General features: G+C 45.1%; 22 protein-coding genes. 10 read left to right on the top strand and 12 right to left on the bottom strand.

From position 1 onward, the window contains the following. Nucleotides 1-71: 71 nt before the first annotated feature. Complete coding sequence (locus BMX95_RS32630; protein WP_081197020.1) at nt 72-437, bottom strand: BlaI/MecI/CopY family transcriptional regulator; 366 nt, start codon at nt 435-437, stop codon at nt 72-74. Nucleotides 438-664: 227 nt separating this feature from the next. On the opposite strand from BMX95_RS32630, the gene BMX95_RS32625 reads away from it, so the two are divergent. From BMX95_RS32625 to BMX95_RS32610, 4 genes are all read left to right on the top strand, one after another. Next, the gene (locus tag BMX95_RS32625) at nt 665-1,171 is read left to right on the top strand and encodes a TlpA family protein disulfide reductase (RefSeq protein ID WP_081197021.1); all 507 of its coding nucleotides are present in this window, start codon (nt 665-667) and stop codon (nt 1,169-1,171) included. A gap of 85 nt (nt 1,172-1,256) precedes the next feature. Then, the gene (mdh, locus tag BMX95_RS32620) at nt 1,257-2,186 is read left to right on the top strand and encodes a malate dehydrogenase (protein ID WP_081197022.1); all 930 of its coding nucleotides are present in this window, start codon (nt 1,257-1,259) and stop codon (nt 2,184-2,186) included. 196 nt (nt 2,187-2,382) lie between these two features. Further along, the gene (locus BMX95_RS32615; RefSeq protein WP_133053814.1) at nt 2,383-3,156 is read left to right on the top strand and encodes a discoidin domain-containing protein; all 774 of its coding nucleotides are present in this window, start codon (nt 2,383-2,385) and stop codon (nt 3,154-3,156) included. Between the two features lie 154 nt (nt 3,157-3,310). Then, on the top strand, nt 3,311-3,829 hold the full coding sequence (locus BMX95_RS32610) for a hypothetical protein (protein ID WP_081197024.1): 519 nt from the start codon (nt 3,311-3,313) through the stop codon (nt 3,827-3,829). A gap of 9 nt (nt 3,830-3,838) precedes the next feature. Here the strand turns inward: BMX95_RS32610 and BMX95_RS32605 are convergent, their stop codons facing one another. The 4 genes from BMX95_RS32605 to BMX95_RS32590 are packed head-to-tail and all read right to left on the bottom strand — an operon-like array spanning nt 3,839 to nt 8,607. Then, nucleotides 3,839-4,849 (bottom strand): glycosyltransferase family 9 protein, encoded by a 1,011-nt coding sequence (locus BMX95_RS32605; protein WP_081197025.1) that lies wholly within the window; start codon nt 4,847-4,849, stop codon nt 3,839-3,841. A 14-nt stretch (nt 4,850-4,863) separates the two neighbouring features. After that, nucleotides 4,864-6,084, bottom strand: a complete 1,221-nt coding sequence (locus BMX95_RS32600) for an MFS transporter (protein WP_081197026.1) — start codon at nt 6,082-6,084, stop codon at nt 4,864-4,866. 5 nt (nt 6,085-6,089) lie between these two features. After that, nucleotides 6,090-7,064: a DedA family protein gene (locus BMX95_RS32595; RefSeq protein WP_207631440.1), complete on the bottom strand. Its 975-nt coding sequence runs from the start codon at nt 7,062-7,064 to the stop codon at nt 6,090-6,092. A 34-nt stretch (nt 7,065-7,098) separates the two neighbouring features. Then, on the bottom strand, nt 7,099-8,607 hold the full coding sequence (locus BMX95_RS32590; protein ID WP_081197027.1) for a dicarboxylate/amino acid:cation symporter: 1,509 nt from the start codon (nt 8,605-8,607) through the stop codon (nt 7,099-7,101). A 198-nt stretch (nt 8,608-8,805) separates the two neighbouring features. On the opposite strand from BMX95_RS32590, the gene BMX95_RS32585 reads away from it, so the two are divergent. From BMX95_RS32585 to BMX95_RS32575, 3 genes are all read left to right on the top strand, one after another. After that, nucleotides 8,806-10,494, top strand: coding sequence for an amino acid permease (locus BMX95_RS32585; RefSeq protein ID WP_081197028.1), 1,689 nt, complete (start codon nt 8,806-8,808; stop codon nt 10,492-10,494). Nucleotides 10,495-10,676: 182 nt separating this feature from the next. Beyond that, the gene (locus tag BMX95_RS32580) at nt 10,677-11,399 is read left to right on the top strand and encodes a YebC/PmpR family DNA-binding transcriptional regulator (protein ID WP_081197029.1); all 723 of its coding nucleotides are present in this window, start codon (nt 10,677-10,679) and stop codon (nt 11,397-11,399) included. 91 nt (nt 11,400-11,490) lie between these two features. Then, nucleotides 11,491-11,901: a thiol-disulfide oxidoreductase DCC family protein gene (locus tag BMX95_RS32575; RefSeq protein ID WP_081197295.1), complete on the top strand. Its 411-nt coding sequence runs from the start codon at nt 11,491-11,493 to the stop codon at nt 11,899-11,901. Here the strand turns inward: BMX95_RS32575 and BMX95_RS32570 are convergent. The 3 genes from BMX95_RS32570 to BMX95_RS32560 form a co-directional block, all read right to left on the bottom strand. Next, nucleotides 11,898-12,212 carry a hypothetical protein gene (locus BMX95_RS32570; RefSeq protein WP_081197030.1) on the bottom strand — a complete coding sequence of 105 codons (315 nt, stop codon included), beginning with the start codon at nt 12,210-12,212 and terminating at the stop codon, nt 11,898-11,900. The genes BMX95_RS32575 and BMX95_RS32570 overlap by 4 nt on opposite strands. Before the next feature lie 12 nt (nt 12,213-12,224). Beyond that, nucleotides 12,225-13,016 (bottom strand): PhzF family phenazine biosynthesis protein, encoded by a 792-nt coding sequence (locus BMX95_RS32565; RefSeq protein ID WP_081197296.1) that lies wholly within the window; start codon nt 13,014-13,016, stop codon nt 12,225-12,227. 146 nt (nt 13,017-13,162) lie between these two features. Next, nucleotides 13,163-15,556 (bottom strand): alpha-ketoacid dehydrogenase subunit alpha/beta, encoded by a 2,394-nt coding sequence (locus BMX95_RS32560; protein ID WP_081197031.1) that lies wholly within the window; start codon nt 15,554-15,556, stop codon nt 13,163-13,165. A 223-nt stretch (nt 15,557-15,779) separates the two neighbouring features. Here BMX95_RS32560 and BMX95_RS32555 point away from each other — a divergent pair, with 223 nt between their 5' ends. The 3 genes from BMX95_RS32555 to BMX95_RS32545 all read left to right on the top strand — a co-directional run bounded on the left by BMX95_RS32555 (nt 15,780) and on the right by BMX95_RS32545 (nt 18,122). After that, nucleotides 15,780-16,232: a DUF1573 domain-containing protein gene (locus BMX95_RS32555; RefSeq protein WP_081197032.1), complete on the top strand. Its 453-nt coding sequence runs from the start codon at nt 15,780-15,782 to the stop codon at nt 16,230-16,232. Nucleotides 16,233-16,245: 13 nt separating this feature from the next. Then, nucleotides 16,246-16,692: a DUF1573 domain-containing protein gene (locus BMX95_RS32550; RefSeq protein WP_081197033.1), complete on the top strand. Its 447-nt coding sequence runs from the start codon at nt 16,246-16,248 to the stop codon at nt 16,690-16,692. Nucleotides 16,693-16,928: 236 nt separating this feature from the next. Beyond that, complete coding sequence (locus BMX95_RS32545) at nt 16,929-18,122, top strand: pyridoxal phosphate-dependent aminotransferase (RefSeq protein WP_081197034.1); 1,194 nt, start codon at nt 16,929-16,931, stop codon at nt 18,120-18,122. Between the two features lie 565 nt (nt 18,123-18,687). Here BMX95_RS32545 and BMX95_RS32540 read toward each other — a convergent pair. The 4 genes from BMX95_RS32540 to BMX95_RS32525 all read right to left on the bottom strand — a co-directional run bounded on the left by BMX95_RS32540 (nt 18,688) and on the right by BMX95_RS32525 (nt 25,658). Then, nucleotides 18,688-21,906 carry a T9SS type A sorting domain-containing protein gene (locus BMX95_RS32540; protein WP_081197035.1) on the bottom strand — a complete coding sequence of 1,073 codons (3,219 nt, stop codon included), beginning with the start codon at nt 21,904-21,906 and terminating at the stop codon, nt 18,688-18,690. A gap of 134 nt (nt 21,907-22,040) precedes the next feature. Then, the gene (locus BMX95_RS32535) at nt 22,041-23,048 is read right to left on the bottom strand and encodes an AAA family ATPase (RefSeq protein WP_081197036.1); all 1,008 of its coding nucleotides are present in this window, start codon (nt 23,046-23,048) and stop codon (nt 22,041-22,043) included. Further along, nucleotides 23,041-23,673 carry a nicotinamide riboside transporter PnuC gene (pnuC, locus tag BMX95_RS32530; protein ID WP_242672951.1) on the bottom strand — a complete coding sequence of 211 codons (633 nt, stop codon included), beginning with the start codon at nt 23,671-23,673 and terminating at the stop codon, nt 23,041-23,043. The genes BMX95_RS32535 and pnuC overlap by 8 nt, the downstream gene beginning before the upstream one ends. After that, nucleotides 23,670-25,658 carry a TonB-dependent receptor gene (locus BMX95_RS32525; RefSeq protein ID WP_081197037.1) on the bottom strand — a complete coding sequence of 663 codons (1,989 nt, stop codon included), beginning with the start codon at nt 25,656-25,658 and terminating at the stop codon, nt 23,670-23,672. Before BMX95_RS32525 ends, pnuC begins: the two co-directional genes overlap by 4 nt. Between the last annotated feature and the right edge of the window lie 57 nt (nt 25,659-25,715).

Here is a 25,715-nt window from a genome sequence, read left to right as displayed (position 1 = left end):
AGCTTCTTTTTAGGTGTTTTACCTTGTCAACTTATTAACTGGTTAACTTTTCAACTGGTTAACTTTTCAACTTACTTTTTGCCCCCTTTCTCAATCATGTCAATGATGTCTTTAAGCTCCTTCGAACTTAATTTCTTCTGCTCTACGAAAAAATTCACCAGCTGCTTGTAAGAGTTGTCGAAATAATCCTTCACTACCCCGCTCATAAAATGCTTTTTATATTCTTCCTCCGAAATAGCTGGTTTGTACAAATAGGTATTCCCTACCAGTCTGCTTGCTATTAACCCTTTTTTCTCCAGGTTTTTTACAGTTGATGCCAGCGTGGTATAGGGGGGCTGGGGTGCTTCCATATTTTCAAGAAACAGTTTTATGTTCCCCTCACCTGTTTTCCAGATCGCCTGCATGGCTTGTTCTTCCTGTGTGGTCAGCTTTTCCATCTACGATATTTTCGTAAACCTACGACTTATTCGTAAACAATCAAACATCTTTTTTGTTAAATGCTATTAACAACTGGCTATCCTCTTCATTTCCTGTTATTTTTGAAAGGTAATTATATATGAGAAGGGTTATTTTTGGAGTATATTCCCGTTAGCAAAGAATAAATTGAAACTTTATCGCGCGTTCTGACCGAACGAACGCCTAACACCAGCAAATTTTTTGACAAATGAAAAACCGGCTTTTATTACTTATTCTGGCATTTACCGTTAAACTGGCATCAGCGCAAACGTTACCACCCGACAGTCCTGCCTACAAGCGGTTCCCCGGCATTCCCCCATTTACCATATTGCAGGTAGACAGTACCAATTTAACCAAGGATAACCTGAAACATCATCAGCCTACGCTTATTATGTATTTCAGCCCCGATTGCGACCATTGCAAACATCAGTGGGCCGAAATGGAAAAGCAGATGAATGAACTGAAGAAATACCAGATTGTGATGGTTACCTATCAGCCGTTTCAGGAAATGGTAGATTTTTACAAGGAACACAAGATTGCCGGCTATTCCAATGTTAAGATGGGCCGGGATACTAAATTCTTCCTGCCTCCTTTTTTTAAAATTAAAAGTCTGCCCTTTCAGGCGCTGTATGATAAAAAGGGCGAGCTCATTACCACTTTCGAGGGCAATGTAGAAGTTGCCAAAGTTTTAAAAGCCTTTGCCAAAAAGGATTAGCAGCTTCTTAAAATAAAAAATAGATATCTTCAATCGCGCACTATTTTTGCGCAAACATTAGCTCAACACCTTAAATTTTTTTCTGATGAAAGTAACTGTTGTAGGCGCCGGTGCAGTAGGTGCTACCTGCGCTGATAATATCGCCCGGGCCGAACTGGCACAGGAACTGGTATTATTGGATATTAAAGAAGGTCTGGCCGAAGGTAAGGCCCAGGATATGATGCAAACTGCCGCATTACTGGGTTTTGATACCCGCATCACCGGAAGTACCAATGATTACAGCAAAACTGCCGGCAGCGATGTTGTAGTAATTACATCAGGCTTACCCCGCAAACCTGGTATGACCCGCGAAGAACTGATTGGAACCAATGCCGGTATTGTAAGAGGCGTTGCGGAAAACATTCTGAAACACTCGCCCAACGCTATCATCATTGTTATCAGCAACCCAATGGATACCATGACCTACCTGGCTTTAACCGCTACCGGTTTGCCAAAGAACAGGATCATTGGTATGGGTGGTACACTCGATAGCGCCCGCTTTAAATATCAACTGAGCCAGCACCTGGGTTGCAGCCCTGCCGACCTGAATGCTGTAGTGGTAGGTGGACACGGTGACACAACTATGATCCCCCTTATTCGCCAGGCAACCTGGAACAGCGCCCCTGTTACCAAATTCCTGAGTGAAGAACAACAAAAACAAATAGTTGCCGATACCATGGTAGGCGGCGCTACCCTTACCAAACTGATTGGTACCAGCGCCTGGTATGCACCCGGAGCAGCCGGAGCAGCCCTGGTAGAAAGCATTGTACGCGATCAGAAAAAATTATTTACCTGCTGCGTATCACTGAATGGCGAATACGGTCAAAAAGATATCTGCCTGGGTGTTCCCGTTATTATCGGAAAAACCGGCTGGGAAAAGATCGTTGATTTTGGCTTAAATGCCGACGAACAAGCCCTCTTTAACAAGAGCGCGGATGCTGTAAGAAGCATGAACGATGTGTTGAAAACGCTGTAATGAAGTAAGATATAGGAAGTAGGAAGTATGAAGCTCTTCAAATTCGTACTTCCTATTTTTATTTCCGCTCCCCCCTCTCCTGCCCCACTAACAATCCAATAACTTCCCCCGGCATTGAATTTGATGCCTGTTAGATATAAGCAACTACCTGCAGCGACTGCGTGTAACTCATTATTGAACTCTAAATGCGTTTAGTATGAAATACGTATACTCCCAGGTTAGCAGAACAGTTTGTATTACAGCCATTTTACTAATAACCAGTATAACAGGAATGAACGGGGTGCGGGCACAAACACCTAAGAATTACTCCTCCGCCGATTATGTTCCGGTTAATATGGGGAAGGTTATTCCCAACGAATACATCGATTTTCGGCAAAAGACCAGGTACGTATATGAAGGAAATAACAGCATGACCGCCCTGCCCACTCCGGTAGCCATGCGTGATCTGATCATTACGCCTTCCAGCGACGATGGCATTGTATTACAATGGCGTTGTACCTGGGAACCCGATAACCTTAAATTGTATGAAATAGAATTCAGTTCAGATGGCATCAACTTTCAACGGGTAGGTGTATTGCCTGCAGGAAACTATCAAAGCGGAAAAGTCTATTCCTACAGGCACTATCCGGTAAATGTACGCGATATGTTATTTTATCGCATTCGTATAACCGATGCAGCCGGCCGGTATGATTACACGCCTATATTAAAAATCGCTGCAACCGGTTCTACCCAGAATTATGTTTTCCCAACAATTGTAAATACAGGAATGGTAAGTGTATACCTGAGCGATTCATTCCAGGTGGCCCAGATCGTAAACAGCCAGGGCCGTATTTTACAAACCCAGCAATTAAGTGGCAAAACCGGCCGCATAGATATTCCATTGAATCCCCAGGCAGAAGGCATTTGTTTTGTACGCCTGTTAGGACAGGATACCCAAAGAGATGTGGTGCAGAAGATATTTATCCATTAGCGTTATTGGCCTTTACCATTGATCAATAAAAGCGGTCTGGCTCCATAGTCAGGCCGTTTTTGCTGGTACCCGAATTAACGTTTCTTTAGTTTTACCCAGGCATTGTATCAATAGATTTTTCTGTCTATTTTGTAGCACCCTTAATTCAAACGATATGTTATTCCCAACCAAAACGCTGGTTGTTGCCGGCCTGATTGCATTTACCTGTTCCTGTGCTTCTATTTTTAGCAGATCAACTTACCCGGTTACCATCGACACCGAACCACGTGGTGCCCATATTACTATCTACAACCGACGGGGTATGGAAGTTTTCAATGGTGGCACTCCGGCCTTGGTAAAATTAAAACCAGGTGGCGGCTTTTTTCAAAAGGCCATTTACGACATCGAGATCAGCAAGGAGGGGTATGTTACCAAGAGAATACCGATCAGTGCAAAGCTCAATGCCTGGTATTTTGCCAATATCCTTGTTGGTTGGTTTGGTGTGCTTGGTTTTTTGGTCATTGACCCCGCCACTGGCGCTATGTACCGGATAAACGATACAGCTGTTATGGAAACACTGGTTGCCGAAAATAAAACAGCGGCTGCCGCAGCCCCGCAAACGCCTCAATTGAAGATCTACGATATCAACGAGATACCGGTAGCGTGGAAGAGCAAGCTGGTTGCCATCAAATAATTGTAGTGGTTACTTACTCAATCGCTGGTTCACCCTGGCAACGATATCGGCGATTGAGATCTTCTCCATACATTTAAAATGACCGAGCGGACATTTATTATACCCTATTTTGGAACAGGGCCGGCAATACAAAGGCCGGATCTCCATGATGTCGTAGGGCAATTTGTCTTTGGGTAACTGCGGTGACAGGGCGCCGTAATATGGATACATACCAAACTGTGGCACCGTATTACCCCAAATGGAGATGACCTGCTTTTTAAATGCAGAAGCGATGTGCATTAACCCGGTATCGTGGGTTATGATGAGTTTGGCGCGGCGTACCAGGTCGGCCGATTCGTTGATGTTGAATTTGCCGCAGGAGTTATAAATTTTATGCGGGTCAACACTGGCAATTTGTTCGCCTGCTTCCCGGTCTTCTTTACCACCCAATAATATAATGGGATGAGCTATGGCGCCGCATAACTCCTTTAACTTGTGGATCGGTAGTTTTTTGGTATTGTGGGCTGCACCTATTACCACCCCAATATAACCGGCCAGGTGGCCGCCAGGGATATCACTTTCTTTTACCTTATCCGCATCGGGAATAAAATAGTCCAGCCCGCGGCCATCATTTTTCACCCCCAGGGAAGCTACTGTTTCCAGGTAACGGTCTACAATATGTACATCGGGTAGTACATTCAGTTTGAGAGTGGTTAAGACAAACTTCTGAATGTTGAGCTTATTGAAAGAAAACGACTTTTTACCCAGTGCTTTTTTTACCCGCATGGTGCGCAGGTTGTGATGCAGGTCTATCACATAATCAAAGTTCTCGGCCTGTAAGGCAGGAATAATTACCTGCAGGTCATCCTGCAGGTAATGCGTTTTATCGATATAGGGATTGGCTTCCAGCACCGCCTTGAAACTGGCTTTGGTAAGATAATGTACGGCTGCCTCCGGCAACTGCTTTTTCAGGCAGCGGATAACAGGCGTTGTTAAAACTATATCCCCAATGGAACTAAATCTGATAATTAGAATTTTCATACTTCAAGCCCGGATCACTCCTCTACGTAATTAAGATCTTTATGAAAAGTTTCTTCTGTTAAAATAGCGGCGCCTAAGCCAATGACCATGGCCACTATACCGGTGATCAACCCGCTTTTTACATAGCCGGCTGAAGCCTGCAGCGAGGTGAACAAGATAGAGATCAGGATCAATGCGCCCCGTACCATATTGGGTACGGTAGTAGCAGCAGTAGCCCTGATGTTGGTACCGAATTGCTCGGCAGCCATGGTAACAAAGATGGCCCAGAAACCGGTCCCAAAACCTAATAAGGCACTGGCCGCATACAAACTGTTCACCGATTGCCCTCTTAAATTAAAGAACCACACGATGCCAATAGCCGTTATTCCATAAAAAATATACAGGGCCTTTTTACGGCTCCGCAGTGCCTGGCTTACAAAGCCAACGGCAATGTCTCCGATGGAGATGGCGGCATAAGCAAACATAACTGCTTTACCAGGATCAACGGTGCCTACAACACCCATTTTCTCCCCAAACTCTTTTGAGAAGCTAACCAGGATGCCGATCACATACCAGGTAGGCAATCCGATCAATATACTGCAGAGGTATTTTTTTAAGCGTTTGCCATTGTTCAACAACATGAAAAAGTTTCCCTTCTTTACGTTGCTGTGCTGAATGTCTTTGAACATCCCTGATTCCAGCACACCTACCCGCAACATCAGCAGCAAAAAGCCCAGGCCGCCGCCTATGAAATAACAGGTACGCCAATGAAAGTTCTCCCTGAAAAAGAAAGCTACCACGGCACCAGTCAGTCCAACACCGGCTACCAGTGACGTGCCTATCCCTCTTTTTTCTTTCGGTAACAATTCGCTCACCAGGGTAATACCGGCACCCAGTTCACCTGCCAGGCCCACACCGGTTAAGAACCGAACGGCTGCATACTGGTTTACCGTTTGTACAAAGCCGTTGGCGATGTTTCCCAGTGAATATAAAATGATGGAAGCGTACAATACTTTTAACCGGCCTTTCTTATCACCCAGGATGCCCCATAAAATGCCACCGATCAGCAAGCCGGCCATCTGGATATTAATAATGAAAAGACCGTCTGATGCAATTTGATCCTGGGTTAATCCCAGGTCCTTTAAGGAGGGGACCCGGATAATACTAAAGAGTAAGAGATCGTAAATGTCGACAAAGTAGCCCAGCGCAGCTACAAATACTGCCAGGCTAAAAACAGATACTGGTTTTGCTTGCATTGGATTTAATTAGTTGGCGGTTGAGAAACCTTCTTTTTTCCGGATAATAATTTAATAAGTACTGGTGCAGTGGTTACTATTACAATGCCCAGAACTATCAGTTCAAGGTGTTTCTTTAGGTCAAAGTTGAATTGGGTGAAGATCCATTTTTGCAGGAAGTGTCCGGCAATGATCATACTGAAAACCCAGGCAACACAACCAATCATGTTGAAGAAGGAGAACTTCTTTTTATCCATATCAACGATACCGGCTACAATAGGAGCAAACGTTCTTATGATAGGCAGGAAACGGGCAAATACAATGGCGCCGCCGCCATGTTTTTCATAAAAATCGTGGGCATCGTATAAATATTTTTTCTTGAACAGGAAACGGTCGCGCCAGTGGAACATGGTAGGGCCAATTTTTTTACCAGTCCAGTAACCAATGGTATTTCCCAGGATACCTGCCAGCGAGATCAGGGCGATCAACACAAACAGATCGAGCGCTTCATTGCGTACGCCGCCCATGCCTATTTTTCTAAACAGGTCATTGGCCAGGTTGGCGCTGTAGATACCGGCCACAAACAACAGGCTGTCGCCCGGTAAAAAGAAACCGACAAACAAACCGGTTTCGGCAAATACAATAAACAGCAACAGAAAAAAACCACCGTATACGATGTAGAACATCGGGTTAAGCAGGTCTTTCCAGGTAAATGATTTATGCAGGGTGATTACACCGTTCTCTTTTAAAGTACCGGCAGCGACTGTAAGGGGATCGTGGAACTGGCTGGTGATGGTAATTGTTTCAGCCGGGTTTACCGCGATGGCTGTAAAACCTGATTTGTCGGTTGTATACTCTGAGGATTGCCCGCCGGTTGTTACGGTTATCTTACTAACCGGTGTTTCGTACTGATTGGTACATTGGATTCTTATTTGTTGCTGCGCCATGGTTCCGGATACAGTCAACACAGTCAACAATAAAAAAATCAGTCGTTTTAACATAAAAATTTTAATGAAAAAGGTTATTTGTTTTCGCTTAATCTTTTATCAATACCGGTTCTGTCTGTACCATTTCAGGCTTCAGTTCTCCCTCCCATTTGCTGACTACAGTGGTTGCCAGTGCATTTCCCACTACATTCGTCATGGTACGGAACATATCGCAAAAATGATCGATCGGTAATATTAACGCTACACCCTCCGGTGGTATTTTAAATAGCGCGCAGGTTGCTGTAACCACCACCAGCGATGCCCGCGGTACGCCGGCAATTCCTTTACTTGTCAGCATCAATACCAGCAACATCGTTAACTGGGTCCCCAGATCGAGATGGATGCCCGACGCCTGTGCAATGGCCAAACTGGCAAAGGTCATGTACATCATACTCCCATCGAGATTGAAACTATACCCCAATGGTAAAATGAAGGACACTATTTTATCCTTGCAACCAAAGCGTTCCAGTTCTTCGGTGAGTTTGGGAAAAACCGCCTCACTGCTGGTAGTACTGAAGGCAATCAGCATGGGCGAGGCAATTCTTTTCATGAGATCGCCTAACCGTTTTCCCAGGATCAAAAATCCGACTGATAACAAAACCGCCCACAACAAAGCAATTCCTATTAGAAAGAACAGCAGGTATTTGCCATAGAAAATGAACACTTCCAGTCCTTTGGTGGCAATTACCGCCGCAATGGCGCCAAATACCCCCAGGGGCGCAAAGTTCATTACATAGCCCACCATTTTTAAAATCACATGTGCTATCGCATCCAGCGCTTTTACCACTGGTTTGGTAATATCTCCCAGTGCCGACATAGCCACTCCAAAAAAAATACTGAAGATCACTATCTGCAGTATTTCGTTGGTAGCCATGGATTCTATTACGCTTTTCGGGAATACGTGCTCCACAAATTTAGCCAAAGAAAATTCCTGCGATTTTCCAATCAGGTCTTTGGCGCCTGCAGCGTCTTCCATACCCGAAATGGCGTTCCCCGGTTTCGACAGGTTAACGATCAGCATTCCAATGAGCAGGCTCATCAGGGATGCAGAAATAAACCACAACAGGGCTTTGCCCCCTACCCGGCCCACGGTCTTCAGATCACCCAGTTTGGCAATGCCCACCACCAGTGTACAAAATACAAGCGGCGCGATAATCATTTGAACCAGTCGCAGGAAAATAGTAGTCAATAACTTAATATTATCACTGAACGACTGAATGGCTTTTATACTTGCCGTGCCGTGAGCAGGCCCAACTTCAATTTTATTAAGCGAATACTGTTTATCTATTTCATATATATCGGTGGTATTGGCCACCACAACCCAGGTGCCGGCGGCTGCTTTTGTTTCGAGCAATGCAGCAGAATCCTTAACGACCTCAATGGGTTGAATTACTTCTTTCCCCGACAAAACCAACGTTATAGCGTCTTTACCCGTATAATCTTTAGCAGGGGAATAGGTTATTTTGTGCCCTGTTCCTGCCTCGTGCATCAGGTAACCCACAATAATACCCGCAGCCATGGCTATCAGGATATAAAGGGTGAGCCGGTTTTTCTTCATGTAGTTTGGTTAAAAAGTAATAGGGTGCAATATAATATTAAATGTATAAACCAATTTGTTCGATCATTTTATCTTTTACCCCGTTTTGGGGCGTGTATTTATGATATCTTTTCACCGGTGATTTTAATAAATCCTTATCTTTCCGACCTTATACATGATTTAAAGAAATACTTTCATCAAAAACTCTAACGCGCTCTTATGAGTCTATTTGTTAAAAAACCGTTGGATTCATTATTGAATGAAGCAAAGGATTCCAGTGGACACACGCTTAAAAAAACGCTTGGTGCCTGGGCCCTTGTAGCATTGGGTATTGGTGCCATCATTGGTGCCGGTTTATTCTCCATTACGGGTGGCGCAGCCGCTAACCAGGCTGGTCCCGCCATCACTATCTCCTTCATTGTGGCAGCATTGGGCTGTGCCTTTGCCGGTTTGTGTTATGCTGAATTCTCCTCTATGATCCCCGTTGCGGGAAGTGCTTATACCTATTCTTACGCTACCATGGGTGAGTTTGTAGCCTGGATCATTGGCTGGGACCTGGTGCTGGAATATGCCGTGGGCGCTGCTACGGTGAGTATCAGCTGGAGCCGTTACCTGGTTAAATTCCTGCATGGGTTCAATATAGAACTGCCAGTTGCCATGACCGCCGGCCCCTGGGACGGTGGCGTAATAAATGTTCCTGCCGTTTTTGTCGTAATACTGATGAGTTTGTTACTGGTAAAAGGCACCAAGGAAAGTGCTACCATCAACGCCATCATTGTTGCCCTGAAAGTAACTGTTGTATTAATATTTATTTTCCTGGGTTGGAAATACATCAACACAGCTAACTATACTCCTTACATTCCTGAAAATACCGGAACCTTTGGGGAATTTGGTTTCAGTGGTATCATCAGGGCAGCGGCCATTGTGTTCTTTGCTTACATTGGGTTCGATGCGGTAAGTACCGCCGCCCAGGAAGCCAAGAACCCCAAGAAAGACATGCCCTGGGGTATTCTTGGTTCACTGGCCATTTGTACCATTCTGTATATCTTATTTGCGCACGTAATGACCGGTGTTACCAGTTACCAGACATTCAGAGGTCAGGATGGTATTGCGCCTGTTGCCGTAGCCATTGACCACATGGGTACTGCTGACGCTGCAGGTGTGGTACATGCCGACTATCCCTGGTTGAACAAAGCCATTGTATTGGCCATTCTGGCTGGTTATATGTCGGTGATACTGGTGATGTTGATGGGACAAAGCCGGGTATTCTTCAGTATGAGTAAGGACGGTCTGTTGCCAAAAGTGTTTTCTGAAGTACACCCCAAATTCCGCACGCCGGCCAAAAACAATATGTTGTTCCTCCTTTTTGTGAGCCTGTTTGCAGCTTTTGTACCGGCCCGCGTAGTAGGGGAAATGACCAGTATCGGCACCCTGTTCGCCTTTATTCTCGTTTGTCTCGGCGTGGTTATCATGCGCAAAACAATGCCTAATGCGCCCCGTGCTTTCAAAACACCGCTGGTGCCATTAGTGCCTTACCTGGGTGTGTTCACCTGTTTGTTCATGATGGTGTTCTTACCACTCGATACCTGGATCCGGTTGATCGTTTGGATGATCATTGGCCTTGATGTTTACCTGACCTATGGCGTTCGCCACAGCATATTATCGGCTAATAGCCCTGAAACGGTGCCACAGGGTAATAAGATCGGTGGTCTTTCAGGATTGGCATTATCAGTGGCACTAGCCATTGTAGCCTTTGTGCATCACTCACTTACGACTACAGAGGCGGCGCAGGCCGTGGCTAAAGGGTCAACAGATGTGCCCAGCGATAACGGCCTCTTCTACTTTTCATTAGCATTTGCCGCGCTCCATATCATTGTATTCGGGGCCAAAATGGCTAAAAAGAAATAATTAAGAAGTATTATTATAAAACAAAGCCCTCCCGATGCATCGGGAGGGCTTTGTTTTATACGAGTGAGTTGGCCAGGTGAGCCAGTTATTTTATTTTTGCAGCCCGGAAAACAGCTACATTCGCCAGCTGGCGGAATCAGCCAGCCCGGCAATCAGAAAACTAAAAAAACCATAAAGAATATATGGGTCGCATATTTGAAGTACGTAAACACGCCATGTTTGCCCGGTGGGACCGGATGGCCAAACAATTTACCCGTATTGGAAAAGAAATCGCCATTGCCGTAAAAGCCGGCGGCCCCGACCCCGCTACCAACCCGGCGCTGCGTCGTTGTTTTCAGAACGCCAAGAGTGTGAACATGCCTAAAGACCGCGTTGAAGCGGCTATTAAACGGGCCTCTGGAAAGGAAATGGAGAACTACGACGAGATCCTGTATGAAGGGTACGGACCAAACGGTGTTGCCATTCTGGTAGAAACAGCTACCGATAACCACGTACGCACCGTAGCTAATTTAAAAGCCATTTTCAATAAAGGAAACGGTACCCTCGGTAACAGCGGCAGCGTAAGCTTCCAGTTCAAAAAAATGGGGGTATTCAAACTGAAACCGGAAGGTCTCAGCCAGGACGACCTGGAGCTGGAACTGATCGATGCCGGTTTGGAAGAAATGGGTGAAGGTACCGGCGAAAACGGTGAAAACGTACTGGTGATCCGCGTTGCTTTCAACGATTTTGGCAATATGCAAAAGGCACTGGAAGAAAGAAATCTTACCCCTATCAGTTCCGAGGTAGAATGGATCCCTGGTACTACCGTACAATTGGGTGAAGAAGCTGCCCAGGAAGTACTGAAACTGGTTGATAAAATTGAACAGGACGAAGACGTGCAGAAGGTGTTCCACAATCTGCAGTAATCGCTGAAGTTCGAGATATTTTAAACCCTCCCGATGCATCGGGAGGGTTTTGTTTTTATTGAGGTATGATTTTTATTTAATTTTATCTTTCATGTCTGGAGTTAAATCGAAATACATTGTTCTCTTTGATGGCGTATGCAATTTGTGCAGCGGTACCGTGCAGTTTCTTTTAAAAAGAGATAAGAAAAAGCGCTTCCTTTTTGGGTCGTTGCAGGGAAAAACCGGTCAGGAGTACCTGCGTAAATACCACCTGCCCACCGACCAGTTCCATTCTTTTATGCTTATTGAGGGAAATGTATTGTATACCCGTTCTACAGCCGTGTTGCGCATGCTGCGGTACCTGGGCCGTGGCTGGCAATTGTTGTATGTGTTTATCTATGTGCCGCAGCCTATTCGCGATGGCGTATATAAACTCATTGCCACCAACCGCTATAAATTGTTTGGCAAGAAAGACGCCTGCCGGGTGCCTGCCGCCGATGAACGGGAACGGTTTTTAGACTAGTTTTCATTCCCGTTATTCATTTCATCGCGTTTTATTCCTTCTCTGACTTCCCGTTGAATGATCTTTTTAAATCGCTTTTCATTATACCACCAGCTTATTATGGTGGCAATGGTAACAATGCTGAAGCTTCCAATAGCGATCAGCACAAGGTTAGTGGGCAGATCGATTCCCACCATCAGCGTTAAAAAGGAAAGCACCAGGGTGGCCACAAATGAACCCGTTATTATATACAACAGGTAATATTTTATTTTACCGCCCTGACGCTGATCTTCCCAGTATTTTATAAATCGTTTTTCGGTTGCTGTTAGCACAAATATTAATGTTTATAGATCAATCTCCCCTTTCATAAAGAACACACACTGGCCGGCCATGGTTACCCGGTCGCCCAGGTGTTCGCACCATAATTCACCGCCGCGAGCAGACAGCTGTTTGGCGTACAATGTTTTCTTACCCAGTTTTTCAGCCCAGTAAGGAATCAGTTGCGAATGAGCCGATCCGGTTACCGGATCTTCATCAACACCAACTATTGGCGCAAAGAACCTCGATACAAAATCAGCCTTGCTTCCTTTGGCAGTAAGGATCACTTTGTGACCCAGCTTTTTCAATAAGGTAAAATCGGGCTGGCATAGTTGAACCAGGCTCTCATCGGCCACTTCAACCAGGTAATCGCGGTACTTGTGCACACTGCTGATGGCAATGTTGCCCAGGGCGGTGGCTAATTCAGCCGGTACATCGGCAAGTGGTTCCGGTTTCCAGGCGGGGAAGTCCATACTGATCTTGTCGAAATTTTTGGTTACTACCAGTATGCCGCTCTTCGATTGAAAACGGATAGCCGGATAACCATAGCCCATTACATGGTATAAAACAAAAGCGGAAGCCAGGGTGGCATGTCCGCACAGATTGATCTCTGATACCGGCGTAAACCAGCGGATCTCAAAATCGGCATCCGGTCTCTTTGAGGGCACAAAGAAAACAGTTTCGCTAAGGTTATTCTCCATAGCCAGCCGTTGCATCAGGCTATCACTGATCCATTCTTCCAATGGAATTACAGCTGCCGGGTTACCTCCGAACAAATGGTTGGTAAATGCATCAATCTGATACAAATGTAGCTTCACAGGTATTGTTTTGGGGTTATATAAGTTCTGGTACAAAGGGCACTTAAAACCCGGTTATTATTTCCGGGTTCTAAGTTAGAAGTTCTATTTATTAAGTTTTTAGTTCGATTGTTAAGAATTTGTTTTCGACCTGACCGCCGAAGCCGCTACTCACTCATCATTTCCTGGATCACATCTACAATCTGCTCTACGTTTGGCTTGCTGAAGTAATCGCCATCACTGCCATAACTTGCCCGGTGCGCCTGACCGGTAATGGTACGGGGCGACACATCGAGCCAGCGATAACCGCCCTGCTCTTCCAGTACTTTATTGTACATATAACCAGCAGCGCCACCAGGTACATCTTCATCAACAAAGACGATGCGATTGGTCTTTTTCAGCGAATCGAGAATGAGGTGGTTTACATCGAATGGCAACAGCGTTTGCACATCAACGATCTCTACACTGATATCTGCTTTCTCCAGGATGTCTGCGGCTTCGCTGATAACACGCAACACACTGCCATAAGAAACAACAGTAATATCAGTACCCTCCCGGATAACTTCCGGTACGCCCAGCGCTACTTTATAATCAACTATATTGGAAGGCAATTTCTCCTTGAGGCGATAACCATTCAGGCATTCCACTATAACCCCGGGATCGTTACCCGATAATAAAGTATTGTACATACCTGCTGCCTGCACCATATTACGTGGAACGCAAATGTGCATGCCCCGCAGCGCATTCAACATCATACCCATGGGTGAACCACTGTGCCAGATGCCTTCCAGGCGGTGGCCACGCGTACGTACAATGAGCGGACAAGCCTGACGGCCTTTGGTACGCCAGTACAACGTTGAGGCTTCATCGCTCAGCTGTTGCAGGCCGTATAACACATAATCGATGTATTGAATTTCCGCAATGGGACGCAAACCACGAAAAGCCAACCCTATGCCCTGCCCCATGATCGTTAATTCACGGATCGAGGTATCGAAGATGCGGTTCTCACCATACTTATTTTGCAACCCGGAAAAGCCCTGGTTTACATCGCCGATCTTACCAACGTCTTCCCCGAAGGCCAGCACTTTTGGATTTTTGGTAAACAGCTCATCGAAGTAATGATTCAGGATCTCATACCCGTTCATACTGGGTGCATCATGAGCAAACTCCAACGGCGTGGTAGTGATCTTCATCGGGCTCTTCGGACTTTCGTCGTACAGATAACTGCCGTAATTGATATATCCTTCCTTTTTCAGTTGCTCATAGAATTCTTTCACCTCTGCAATCAGGTGCGAATCGCCGGCAGCCTGAATGGTTTTGTGTAAAGCCTGGATAACATCTTTGCGTAATGGCTCGCGGTTAGCGGCCAGGGTATTCTTTGCAGCGGTTATTTCGCCGGTAGTATCAGCACCATGCCCAACCAACGTATCGAGCATTCCCAGACATTGGGCTACCAGCTGCTTTATAGGGGTAATGTACTTTTCCCAGGCCCGCACTTTACTTTGGCGCACCAGTTCTTTGGCGTTGTTCTCAATGTCTTCCAGCTCTTCTTCGCTGGCCAGGGTATTTTCGAGGATCCATTCCCGCATTTTTTTGTTTCCATCCCATTCGCGTTCCCACGACAAACGTTCCGGTGTTTTATACCGTTCGTGACTGCCCGAAGTAGAATGGCCCTGCGGCTGGGTTACTTCCTCTACATGGAAAAGGGCAGGAATATGTGTTTCGCGCATGCGGCGGATGGCCGACTCAAACACTTCACACATGCCTGCATAATCCCAGGCTTTTACTTTATAGATATCGAAACCATTGGTATTGTCTTTACGTTGCATACCACGCATGGCTTCAGAAATTGAACCTTTAATGGTTTGCATCCTCCGCGGAACGGAAATACCGTATCCATCATCCCACACAAATACGGCTAAGGGGATCTGCAATACACCGGCTGCATTCAGGGCTTCCCAAAAATGGCCCTCAGACGTTGACGCGTCGCCGATAGTACAGAAACAGATCTCATTACCATTGTTGCTCAAATGATCTAATTCTTTCAACGCATCTGAATGGCGGAATAATTTGGAAGCCAGGGCCATGCCCAATGCACGCGGCATCTGGCCGGCAGTAGGCGCCAAACCGGCAGCAATATTTTTCCGGTTAACCAGGTCGAGCCATTCCCCCTGTTTATCAACGATGGCTGTGGCAAAATGCGCATTCATTTGCCTGCCGCCACTATGGGGGTCATTCGCCGTATCAGGATCGGCATACAGTTGGGAAAAGAATTCTTCAATGGTGGCCTGGCCCGTGGCAAAAGCAAACGTTTGATCGCGATAATAACCCGACAGGAAATCGCCGGGCTGGAAAAATTTGGAAGCCGCAATTTGCGCTATCTCTTTGCCATCACCAAAAATGCCAAACTTGGCTTTACCGGTAAGTACTTCTTTTCGACCCAGTAAACTAACCTCCCGGCTTTCGCAGGCCAGGCGGTAATCTCTTAGTACTTCTTCGCGAAATTTATCGAAAGACAGCTTCTCGCCGGCAAGCGATTGATTGTGAGTGCTATTTTCCATGCGACAAAAGTATTAATTCTAAAGCCATTTTGAGGGGTTGTTAAAAAAATGTCACAAGCCAAAAAATTAATTGGCCATTAGCTCGTTAAAAATGTAATTTTGAACCTGTTATGGTTGCAGATGTTATTCCCATTAATAGAAAAATGCATCATTTTTTAATCTGGGATTAACAGATAATGTGTAGATTAGCCAATACCATCCAAAAACCTTAAAATTTGTACGTATGAAGCGCGTATTTTTACTGGTTTGCCTGGCAACAGCCACCCTCATAACAAAAGCGCAAACCTCAACGAATACACCGGTTGAAACAAAGCCGGTCGAGGTAATTCAGTTAAAGGAAACCTCTTATGACTTTGGAAAAATTCAACAAGGTCGCCCTGTTACCCATAACTTTGAGCTGGTAAACCTTGGTAAAGAACCCCTGATGCTCGAAAATGTACAGGCATCCTGCGGTTGCACCACGCCCGAATGGAGCAAAGACGCCATTCAACCCGGCGCCACCAGCGTAATTAAAGTAGGTTACAATGCGGCAGCGGAAGGCCAGTTTGCAAAAACGATCACCATTACATACAATAATCACCAATTCAAGACAATAAACATTACAGGTAATGTTTTTAAAGGTCCGGCAACCTCAGCACCTGTGAATGCGTCTTTATCTTTATTGAAAAACAATTAAAAAACATAAACACATGAAAAGTTTCGTATTAGCATTTGCAGCATTGATCTTTAGTGCTGGTGTATTTGCTCAGACAACCCCTGCTGCAACTGTTAAAAAGGTGGATAGCTATGTTAAGTTTAAAGATGTAGCCCACGACTTTGGAAAAATCAAACAGGGTGTACCTGTTACCTATGCCTTCGCATTTTCTAATATCACCGATAAACCCGTAGTGATTGAATCAGCCACAGCCTCTTGCGGTTGCACTACACCCGTAAAACCAGAAGCTCCTGTTGCTAAAGGTAAAGATGATAAAATCACTGCCGGTTTCAATGCGGCGGCCGCCGGCCCCTTTAATAAAACCATATATGTAAAAGTAGCCGGGGTAGACCAACCTTTAGAATTGAAAATTACTGGCGAAGTGCTGAATGCAGACGAATTCGCTAAGTTCGAAAAAGAAAAAGGAGCCAAAAAAAGCTAACTCTCTGAAGTAGAAAAGTAATAATCGATAAAAATAATTGGTCCTCACGGCAAAAGCTGTGAGGATTTTTTTTTGAACCCATTGTTCGCTATGCCTGTTTGTGCTGGGTGTAATCCGTTGACTTTCATCATCCCTTCCGGGAAACAGTCTACCAGAACAGTATTTTTTGTAAATACCACATTCTCAACCGGAAACAAAGCATTTTGAACATAAAACCAGTACCCTATATTTGCGAAATGCTAACACTTAGTAGTCGCGGCCAACTGATGCCGTCTTCACCTATACGTAAACTGGTACCCTTTGCTGAAGGAGCTAAAAAGCGGGGCACTAAAGTATATCACCTGAATATCGGCCAGCCCGATATTGAAACGCCGGAGCCAATTCTGGATGCCGTTCGTCACAGCGATTTTAAGATACTTGAGTACAGTCACAGCGCCGGTAACGAAAGCTACCGCCGAAAACTGGTACAGTATTATAAAAAGCATGCGATTGAAGTAACCCATAACCAGATCATTGTAACAACCGGAGGGTCTGAAGCCATTCTATTTGGCTTTATGAGCTGTTTGAATCCGGGCGATGAAGTGATCATTCCAGAACCCTTTTATGCCAATTACAACGGATTTGCCGTTGCTGCAGGCATTAATGTAGTTCCTGTAACCTCCTATATAGATAAAGACTTTGCTTTACCGCCCATTTCAGCATTTGAAGCATTGGTTACGCCTAAAACGAAAGCCATTCTTATTTGCAACCCCAATAACCCTACAGGTTATTTATACAGCCGGGAAGAAATGGAAACGCTGAAACAGATCGTGCTGAAACATAACCTCTACCTGTTCTCTGATGAGGCCTATCGCGAGTTTTGTTATGGCGGCGAAAATGTCAGCGCCATGCATTTACCCGGTATTGAAGAGCATGTTATATTGATGGATACAATTTCCAAACGATACAGCGCCTGTGGCGGCCGTATAGGCGCTCTGGTAACCAAGAATCAGCAGGTGCTGGATACAGTGATGAAATTTGCCCAGGCAAGATTAAGTCCGCCCTCGTTCGCTCAAATACTGGGTGAAGCAGCCGTTGACCTGCCCGATAACTACTTCGACGCCACCAAAGCTGAATACCTGAAACGCCGGGATGTACTGGTAAAACGCCTGAACGACATGCCCGGGGTTACCTGTCCTAACCCGCGTGGTGCATTTTATGCCATAGCACGTTTACCCATCGATGATGCAGATGTGTTTTGTCAATGGCTGCTGGAATCGTTCTCTTATAACGGACAAACGTTGATGCTGGCCCCAGCGAGTGGATTCTATGGCACCCCCGGACTGGGCAAGAATGAAGTGCGTCTGGCGTATGTATTGAATGTAAATGATCTCAACAGTGCTATGGACTGTTTACAACAGGCATTGAAAGAGTATCCCGGTAGAAAGTAAATAATCTAACTGATACGTAAATTACCAGAGGCTGCTCATAAGGGCAGCCTTTATGGCTTTACACAAAGAGTCCCGTCACGGTTAAACCGGGACGGGACTCTTATATTGAAGGTATTAGAAACGTTTGTTGACCGGTCGGCTTAAAACGCTGACCATTACCCGCCGGTAAAACCGGCGGTAAGCGTTTAGCATTCAGCGTTAAAAAACGGTTCTGTCATCATGCCGTAAAGATAACCAAGGCATCGGCATGATGCGGGTACGGATCCAGGAAGTAAGCATTTATATTTTGAAAAGATATCAGGTTTAAAAGAGGGGGGCAGATAAAAATAACGCCCCCGCTTTAAATCCAATATCCTTTGAATATCCTGATCGCTTTATTACAAATTGCATTCCAACTGCTATGCATTTCTACTCTTTCTTTAAGTAATTCTTGTAAATAATTATTTCAGCGCTTATACGCACTGTTATTATCGTATAATTACGAACAACCTTATGTAATACAAAAAGCCCTGATCTCGGCTTAACCGGGACCAGGGCTTTGTTTATATCCTTGCTGGTTATTACTTTATGGAACTATCACTTTGTATGATACGGAAGCTCCATCAACTGTTTTAATGTTGATCAGGTACCAGCCTTTAGGCCAGCCTATAGTAGAAATGTCTGTTACCTGGCCATTGATGATCAACTGGCGGAACAGGGTACCATTGCTGCTATATACTGTTACTGTTTTTGTACCTGGTTTGTCGGCCAATATCGAGAACCGGTTGTTTACAACAGGGTTCGGATACAGGGTGATCAATGGCAACTGACTATCAAAATCAACATATCGTATCGGGGTCACCGCAGTTATACCACCATGTTCAATGGAGCGAATGCTATAGTATGCTTTACCGCTGGTGGTAACGTTATTATCCGTATACGAATAGGTGGTTTGAACCATAGCTGCCGGTACAAAACCAATTGAAGTAAAATCGGTTCCATTGGTTGAACGGAGTATTTCGAACCTTTCAACACCTTCCAGTTGCGCACTCTTCCAGTTCAATACTACAGATTTGCTTTGTTTGCTGGCCGTAAAATATTCAAATATTACCGGCAACACATCGCTCGGAGCTAACAGAATATTTGAGCTGAATTTCCTGAAATTATCTGTCGCCAGGTCTTTAGCTGCAATGGCATCACCATAAAAGACATTGTCGCCATTGTCGCTGATTACCTGCAACCTGTCATCCATCAGCACCCCACCTATGTTTATGGGCAGTACGCCTTCCACATTCAGCGCAGTGATATCCATGACCGTAATTTGCTTTGGTGCCTGACCAGGATAACCAGTCCAGGTATAGATGGCGCCCATAGCAGTTTCATCATAGCTGCCTGCAATGATGACATAATTCCCATTCGACAAACGGATCATATCCCTGATGCCCCGGCCACCGAGGTCTAATTCTATGGGAGCGCCAATAGAGATAACGCCGCCATTGTTATACCAGTTCTCAAAATCCTGTACAGGCGCAATAAGCGCTTTTGTGCTGCTGCCCATAGGTACCAATGGTGCACGGAAACCGATGTACAGAGTGGTATTATCAGGACCAAACACCATGCCCTCTATATTAAAACCAGTGCTGGCTTTAGGGTCTGTTCCATCCTTGGTAGCGTTGGTAAAATCATACCCATTGTTATCACCCCAGGCAACCAACTCTTCCCGCAGGTTATTAACATACTTATCAAAAGTAAATGAAGTAGCGGCACCGGTACCGTTTACAGTAACCGTGAACACTCTGTTACGGTTTTGCTTAAAGTCCCAGGGAGAATTTGAGCTATTGCTCATAGAACCCATCCAGTAAATTTTTGCAGGGTCTATAATACTTCTTACACCCGCTTCCAGATCTACTTCTGAACTACCTGAAAGGGCCAGCAAACTACTGAAATCGTAAGTTTTAACCGGTAACCCTGAGTTCTTCCGATCGAATACATACAACAGGTTGGTTTCATCGTTCGCAACGATCATATAATCATCATCCAGCGCAATAGCGGCCGACGCATCGGCAATACCGGTAGGCCAGTAACTAACAGGCGTAACCTGAGGATTCAGCGAAGCTGCATACTTGATCACAAGTGTTTTGCTATCTCCACCGCGGGTTAGTGTTAATGTAATATCACTGTAACCAACTACCAGCGGATCGATCTTTACAGTTGCCTGACCATCGGCAGTTGTAATTGCTACATTGGCATCGGGCACCACCCCCTGGTTACTGCTGGAAGCTGTCAATGTATAATTTGCGGCCGGAATATCAATTCCATTTTCCTGAACGGTAACAATGATACCGGTTTGTTTAGGCGGATCACCCGCATCGTTGATAGTACCGCTTACAGCTGGAGGGTTAAGAAAGGGAGTAGTTGAAGCACTGAAAGCCAGCGACAGGCTGTTATCACCCAACCCGCTTACAGCCACATTCACTGCAGCTGCCAGGCTACCACCGGTAACGGTCACTATACCTGATTTGGCCCCAGATGATGTTGGTGCAAACCGGATCAGAAAACTACCTATGCTGGCGCCACCGCCGGTGTAAGCAACGGTAGTAGACGCGCCCCAGCTTAACCCGTCACTGGAAACTTCAAAATCAGCACCGGGTGCAGTCACGGTCAGTGATCCTGCGGCTGGAGAAAGATTTTCGCCAGTAAGGGTAACCGTTTGCGCGGCAGAAACAGACCCCGAAAATATGTTTCCAAAATTTTTAGAAACAGGTGATGGTATTACTGATGGACTGGTAGATGCTACCGGCGCAAAGGCAATTCCCTTCATAATGGTACCGGCAGGGGATGTATATAAAACGGAGTTATTAGCTGTTGTAATATTGATAGTTGTATTATAACCCGCATCATCCGTTAAACGAACAACATTATTAGCAGCAACTGTGCCATCACCGCTGGTGGCATACAGGTTAAAGCCGCTGCCACTTTTTTCTGCAGCCAGACCAAGGCCGCCAAAGCTGGTTGTATAGGTTCCGTTGCTCACCCAGGAGCCGGTTACCAGCGAGTATTTTGAAATGGCCCCCAAAGTAGCACTATTGCCTTGCAGAATGTACAACACATCGAATGCACTGCCATTGCTGCCGGATGACACCATATAAAAATCAACACTTTTATCTGGTCCGTTGGCAAGACCAGGCAAGGCAGTAACGGTTCCACCGGAAGCAGCAGACAGCGTTCCTACTACCGGTACGGCAGTGCTTGACTGGAAGATATAAACAGTGCCGCCAAAAGCTTTTACACTTTTGAAATTGCCCGCGGGACTCGGCGTAGCATTAACATCATTGGTATATACCCCAGCCTGGTCAGCAATAAACATATTGTAATTGTCCAGCGTAGTGGCGCAGCGGGTTTGTTGACCATCGGTCCCCTTATAAGTGGCAGCCAGCCTAAATGTACCTGCAGCATTTAAGGTACCTACGCCCCGCTCCAAAATTGAATTAGCATTGTCTGCGGTGTTTGTAAAATTATGACCAGTAAAACAAAGCAGGGTACCATCGTTAGAATTGGCCATATAACCGGTAGTGCCGGCGCTGCCCGAAATTCTTAACGCATTCGGCCCTGTTCCCAGAATACCGTAAGAACTAACGGGGAGCGACTGGCCGGCAGTAACCCGGTTCAGTTCAATAATAGTTACAGTTGTGTTATTGGCTTTTACATCAGCCCTGAATACAGCCAGGTTGCCGGCTGTAAATTGAGCCTGGATTAAATAGGTAATGGACAGTAATAAAAAAGTAAGTAAAAATGGTTTTCTCATTCGCAATGATTTGCGGCAAAGATTCCGTTACCTTATGACGATCACATTACCATAGTATGAACTTTATGTTACCTCTTGATAATATAACAATAAAGCACCATCTAAGATATCTATATGCCCAACAAAAGATCAGGCTATTTACCGGTGGGATGCTGGATATACTGTAATGTACTTAATTTCTTTATCTGCGCTACAGCCAGTTGAAAACGTTCATCCCAGTTACCGGTAATCTCTACCAGGTTAATATTGGCTTCCTGTAATACCTGCCGGTGAAAACCATCGAGCCGGTCGCGCTCCTGTTTACTCAAACGGGTACCATCCTGAAAATACGCAACGTCATTGTTCAGGTAAAAATAAAGTTGTGCTTTATTCGAATGGTAAATGGCAGCGGACACCTCCAGGTCTTTTTCAAAACTAAAACGGCAGTATGATCGGGTAATATGAATATCGGTATCGATAATAACGAGCGGACTGCTGCCATCTGCCGCCGCATCAATTCGTTTTGCATGCTCTTGCGCTACCGCGTGCAGGTCATGTATACTGAACTCATTTGAATCGGGGATCAGGTCCCTACCCGCTTCCATTACCTTATTACAGTTAAAAAAAGCGGCCAGCATTTCGGTAAGGGTTGTTTTACCAGTTGACTCCGTACCCAGGATCACTACCTTACTTACCAGGTCGCGCCTTACGGCATCAGGTACAAATGGCCAGTTAGCCAACAGATTGTTGCGCACCGAAGTAGCTGACACAGGCACCAGCTTTTTGGGGAGATCAAACGGCACATGTTGGATCTCCATAAATTCTGCCAGGTAATAACCATACTGTTCCGAGGTAACCACCAACGAGTAGTCAGGAAACAATTCTTTAAAAACAGTAGCCCAGATCCTCGATACTTCGGTAGAAGAAACAGATGAGTTGGGCAATTCATCTTCTTTATAATCCAGTACCCTGACTTCAATCTTCTTATGCGCCGGAAAAGTTTTTTCAATCCATCCCTTTCTTAACCCGCCCGAAATAGTTTCCTTATCACTGGCGCACACCAATACCGTAAGGAAATCGCACTTGCTCAAAGCAAAATTGATCATGGCCTCATGCCCTTTATGAAAAGGTAAAAACTTGCCAAACACAAACCCCTTAACCATGTTTCAATGTTTTGTTCCAATGATACAAGCCGTAGGAGGCCAGTCCTAAAAATATCAGGTACTCAAGGGAAAGAAAATAGATCTCCTTTTTAAAATACAACACTACGCATACCACATCGCCGGTTATCCATAAAACCCAGTTCTCGATCTTTTTTCTTGCCAGCAAAACGGTTGCCAAAATGCTCAATACCATCACAAATGAATCGGCAAAAGGATAGGCTGCCGGGGTGGTAAAAAAGGCTGGTAATAAAATATGAATATGCCGGAACAGGCAGCCAAATGCAACGGTGCCCAGCACTGCGGCAGCCAGCAGGAACAACCTGCCCTTACCAGTAGTAGCAGATACTTTCTTTTCTACTGTACTTGTTTTCCAGTGATACCAGCCATAGATGGTGACAATGAAAAAATATACTTGTAAAAACATGTCGGCATACAGCTGTACCTGAAAAAACAGGATAAAAAGAAACAGCTCATTGATGATGCCTGTTGGCCAGGTGACGATGTTTGCCCGCGATGCATAGAATACAGAGATCAAACCAAACAGGGTACCGATCAGTTCTACATAGCTGACGGGATATCCCATCACAGCAATAGCTACATTCGTGATATCGAAGAAGTGCATCATAAGGTATATTTTATGGAAGCATACACCGTAGTGGGCGCTTGTACAAAATACTTTTTGCTTCCATCGTAATCAACATAGCCGTTATTAAAGTATTTGGCATTGGTGAGGTTGTCTGCAAAAACAGCAAACTCAAAACGTTTGTAGTTATATCCAATGCGGCTATTCAGCAAGGTATACCCTTTTACCGAAGAGGTGTTGGCAAAATCGATAAACGATTTATCCTGGTACCGTACCGTCATACCTATGGAAAAATTTCTGTATCCATACACTACTTCCTGGTTGATGATCACAGCAGGAGTAAGTATGGGACTGAAGATTGTTTTTTGTTCTTTTATGCGGCTGTGGTTGTAGGAAGAATTGTTGATGAATGTAAAATGCCGGTCTACATGAAAAGTGGCACTTAGTTCAACACCGGTTCTGAAGCTTTTCTCCACGTTATTGGTAAGTGCTAATCCGTTAGGACCGAACTTACCATTCAACACGATCTCATTTTCAAAATTCATGTAATACCAGTTCAGGTTGATGTTCCATTTTTTTGACTGGTACCGCAACCCGGCTTCATGATCAACTACAAATTCAGGGGCTGTGGTGGAAATAAGCGGACTGCCTGTACTGTCTGCCAACAGATCATCATTTCCCAGGAACAGGTCATTTCTTGTTGGTTCTCGGCCCGTACGCGCGATGCTGTAATAGGCAACCAGCTCAGGACTTATCTGAATACTGGCGCCTGCTTTAGGATTGAAGAAATTCCAGTTCAGTTTATTCAGGTGAACGGTTCCATGATAATCAAACTCCGTATAGCGGTATTGGAGATCGGTAAACAAAGAAAGCGAGCCCAGGTGATAGATCGCTTTTGCAAAAGCACTGGCTTCATTCTTGTAGCCGGTGTTTGTATACAGTTGCCCAAGTGTTCTTTCGGTATAAGTATGTTGCCGGTTATACACATTTCCATGCACGCCTGTTGTTACATCCAATCCTTTCCAGACCAGGTTATAATTGCTGTAAAAACCAGCTAACTGATATTGAAATCCATAATGAAATAGCTCATCGGTGGTGGGCAACCCTAAAAAGTTGTTGTTGTTATAGTCGTACCCACCTTTCTGTGTTGAATAATACAAACCAGACTGTAAAGAGGAAGAACTGCTCAACTGCCACCTGTTCAGCAATTGGGTCATCCATTGCGTGAATTCATCTTTCTCATTTTTGTTGGCGTTCGTTTTTCTGTCAATAGCGATCAACGAGTCGGAAACGCCTATCCACGCCAGTTCGTTTTGTTGATGACCGGCCAGGATATTCAGCTTCCACGATGTTTTATTTCCAAACCAGCCACCGCTTACAAAAGCGGACTGGGAATTATTGGCAGAATTGTATTTATAGCCATCGGAATACACTTCAGACACCCGTGCATACAATGCTTTTCCGTTCTTTATTCCGCTGTTGTATTCACCGAACGCCCGTAAACTATTGAAGGATCCATAACCCACACCAATGGTTGTTTTAGCAGAATCATGCAAATCAGGGGAGAACAATTGCAAACTACCACCGTAACTCGCTACCCCATTCTTACTGGTGCCCGCGCCCCGTTGTATCTGCATTCTGCTTACAGAATTGAGCAGATCGGGATAATTGGAGAAATAACCGCCCTGGTCTTCCGGATCATTCAACGGAACGCCATCCAATGAAATATTGATCCGGGTTTGATCAATGCCGCGCATCCTGAAATAGGAATAGCCCTGGGAATGACCTGCATCGGAATAATTGGTAATGGAAGGTAATTGGTTCAGGATAAAAGAAGGTTCCTGACCAACAGATTTTTTGTCGAGCGCTGCGGAACTGATATTCTGGAAAGTAACGGGGGTTAATTTATCGGCCACATAAGGCACCACTACTTCATTCAAAGTGTTATAACTCCGGAGGGTGTCCTGGGCCACAACAAAATTTCCAACCAGTAATGCTACAAGCGCCAGGGCAAAGGATCTTATCATGCGGTTTAACCATTTTTAAGGGTCGAAATCGCATAAAGATACTCAGAAATCCCGCGG

This window comes from Niastella yeongjuensis (genome assembly GCF_900110245.1).
GTDB lineage: Bacteria > Bacteroidota > Bacteroidia > Chitinophagales > Chitinophagaceae > Niastella > Niastella yeongjuensis.
This window is presented reverse-complemented; position numbering and strand designations above follow the sequence as displayed.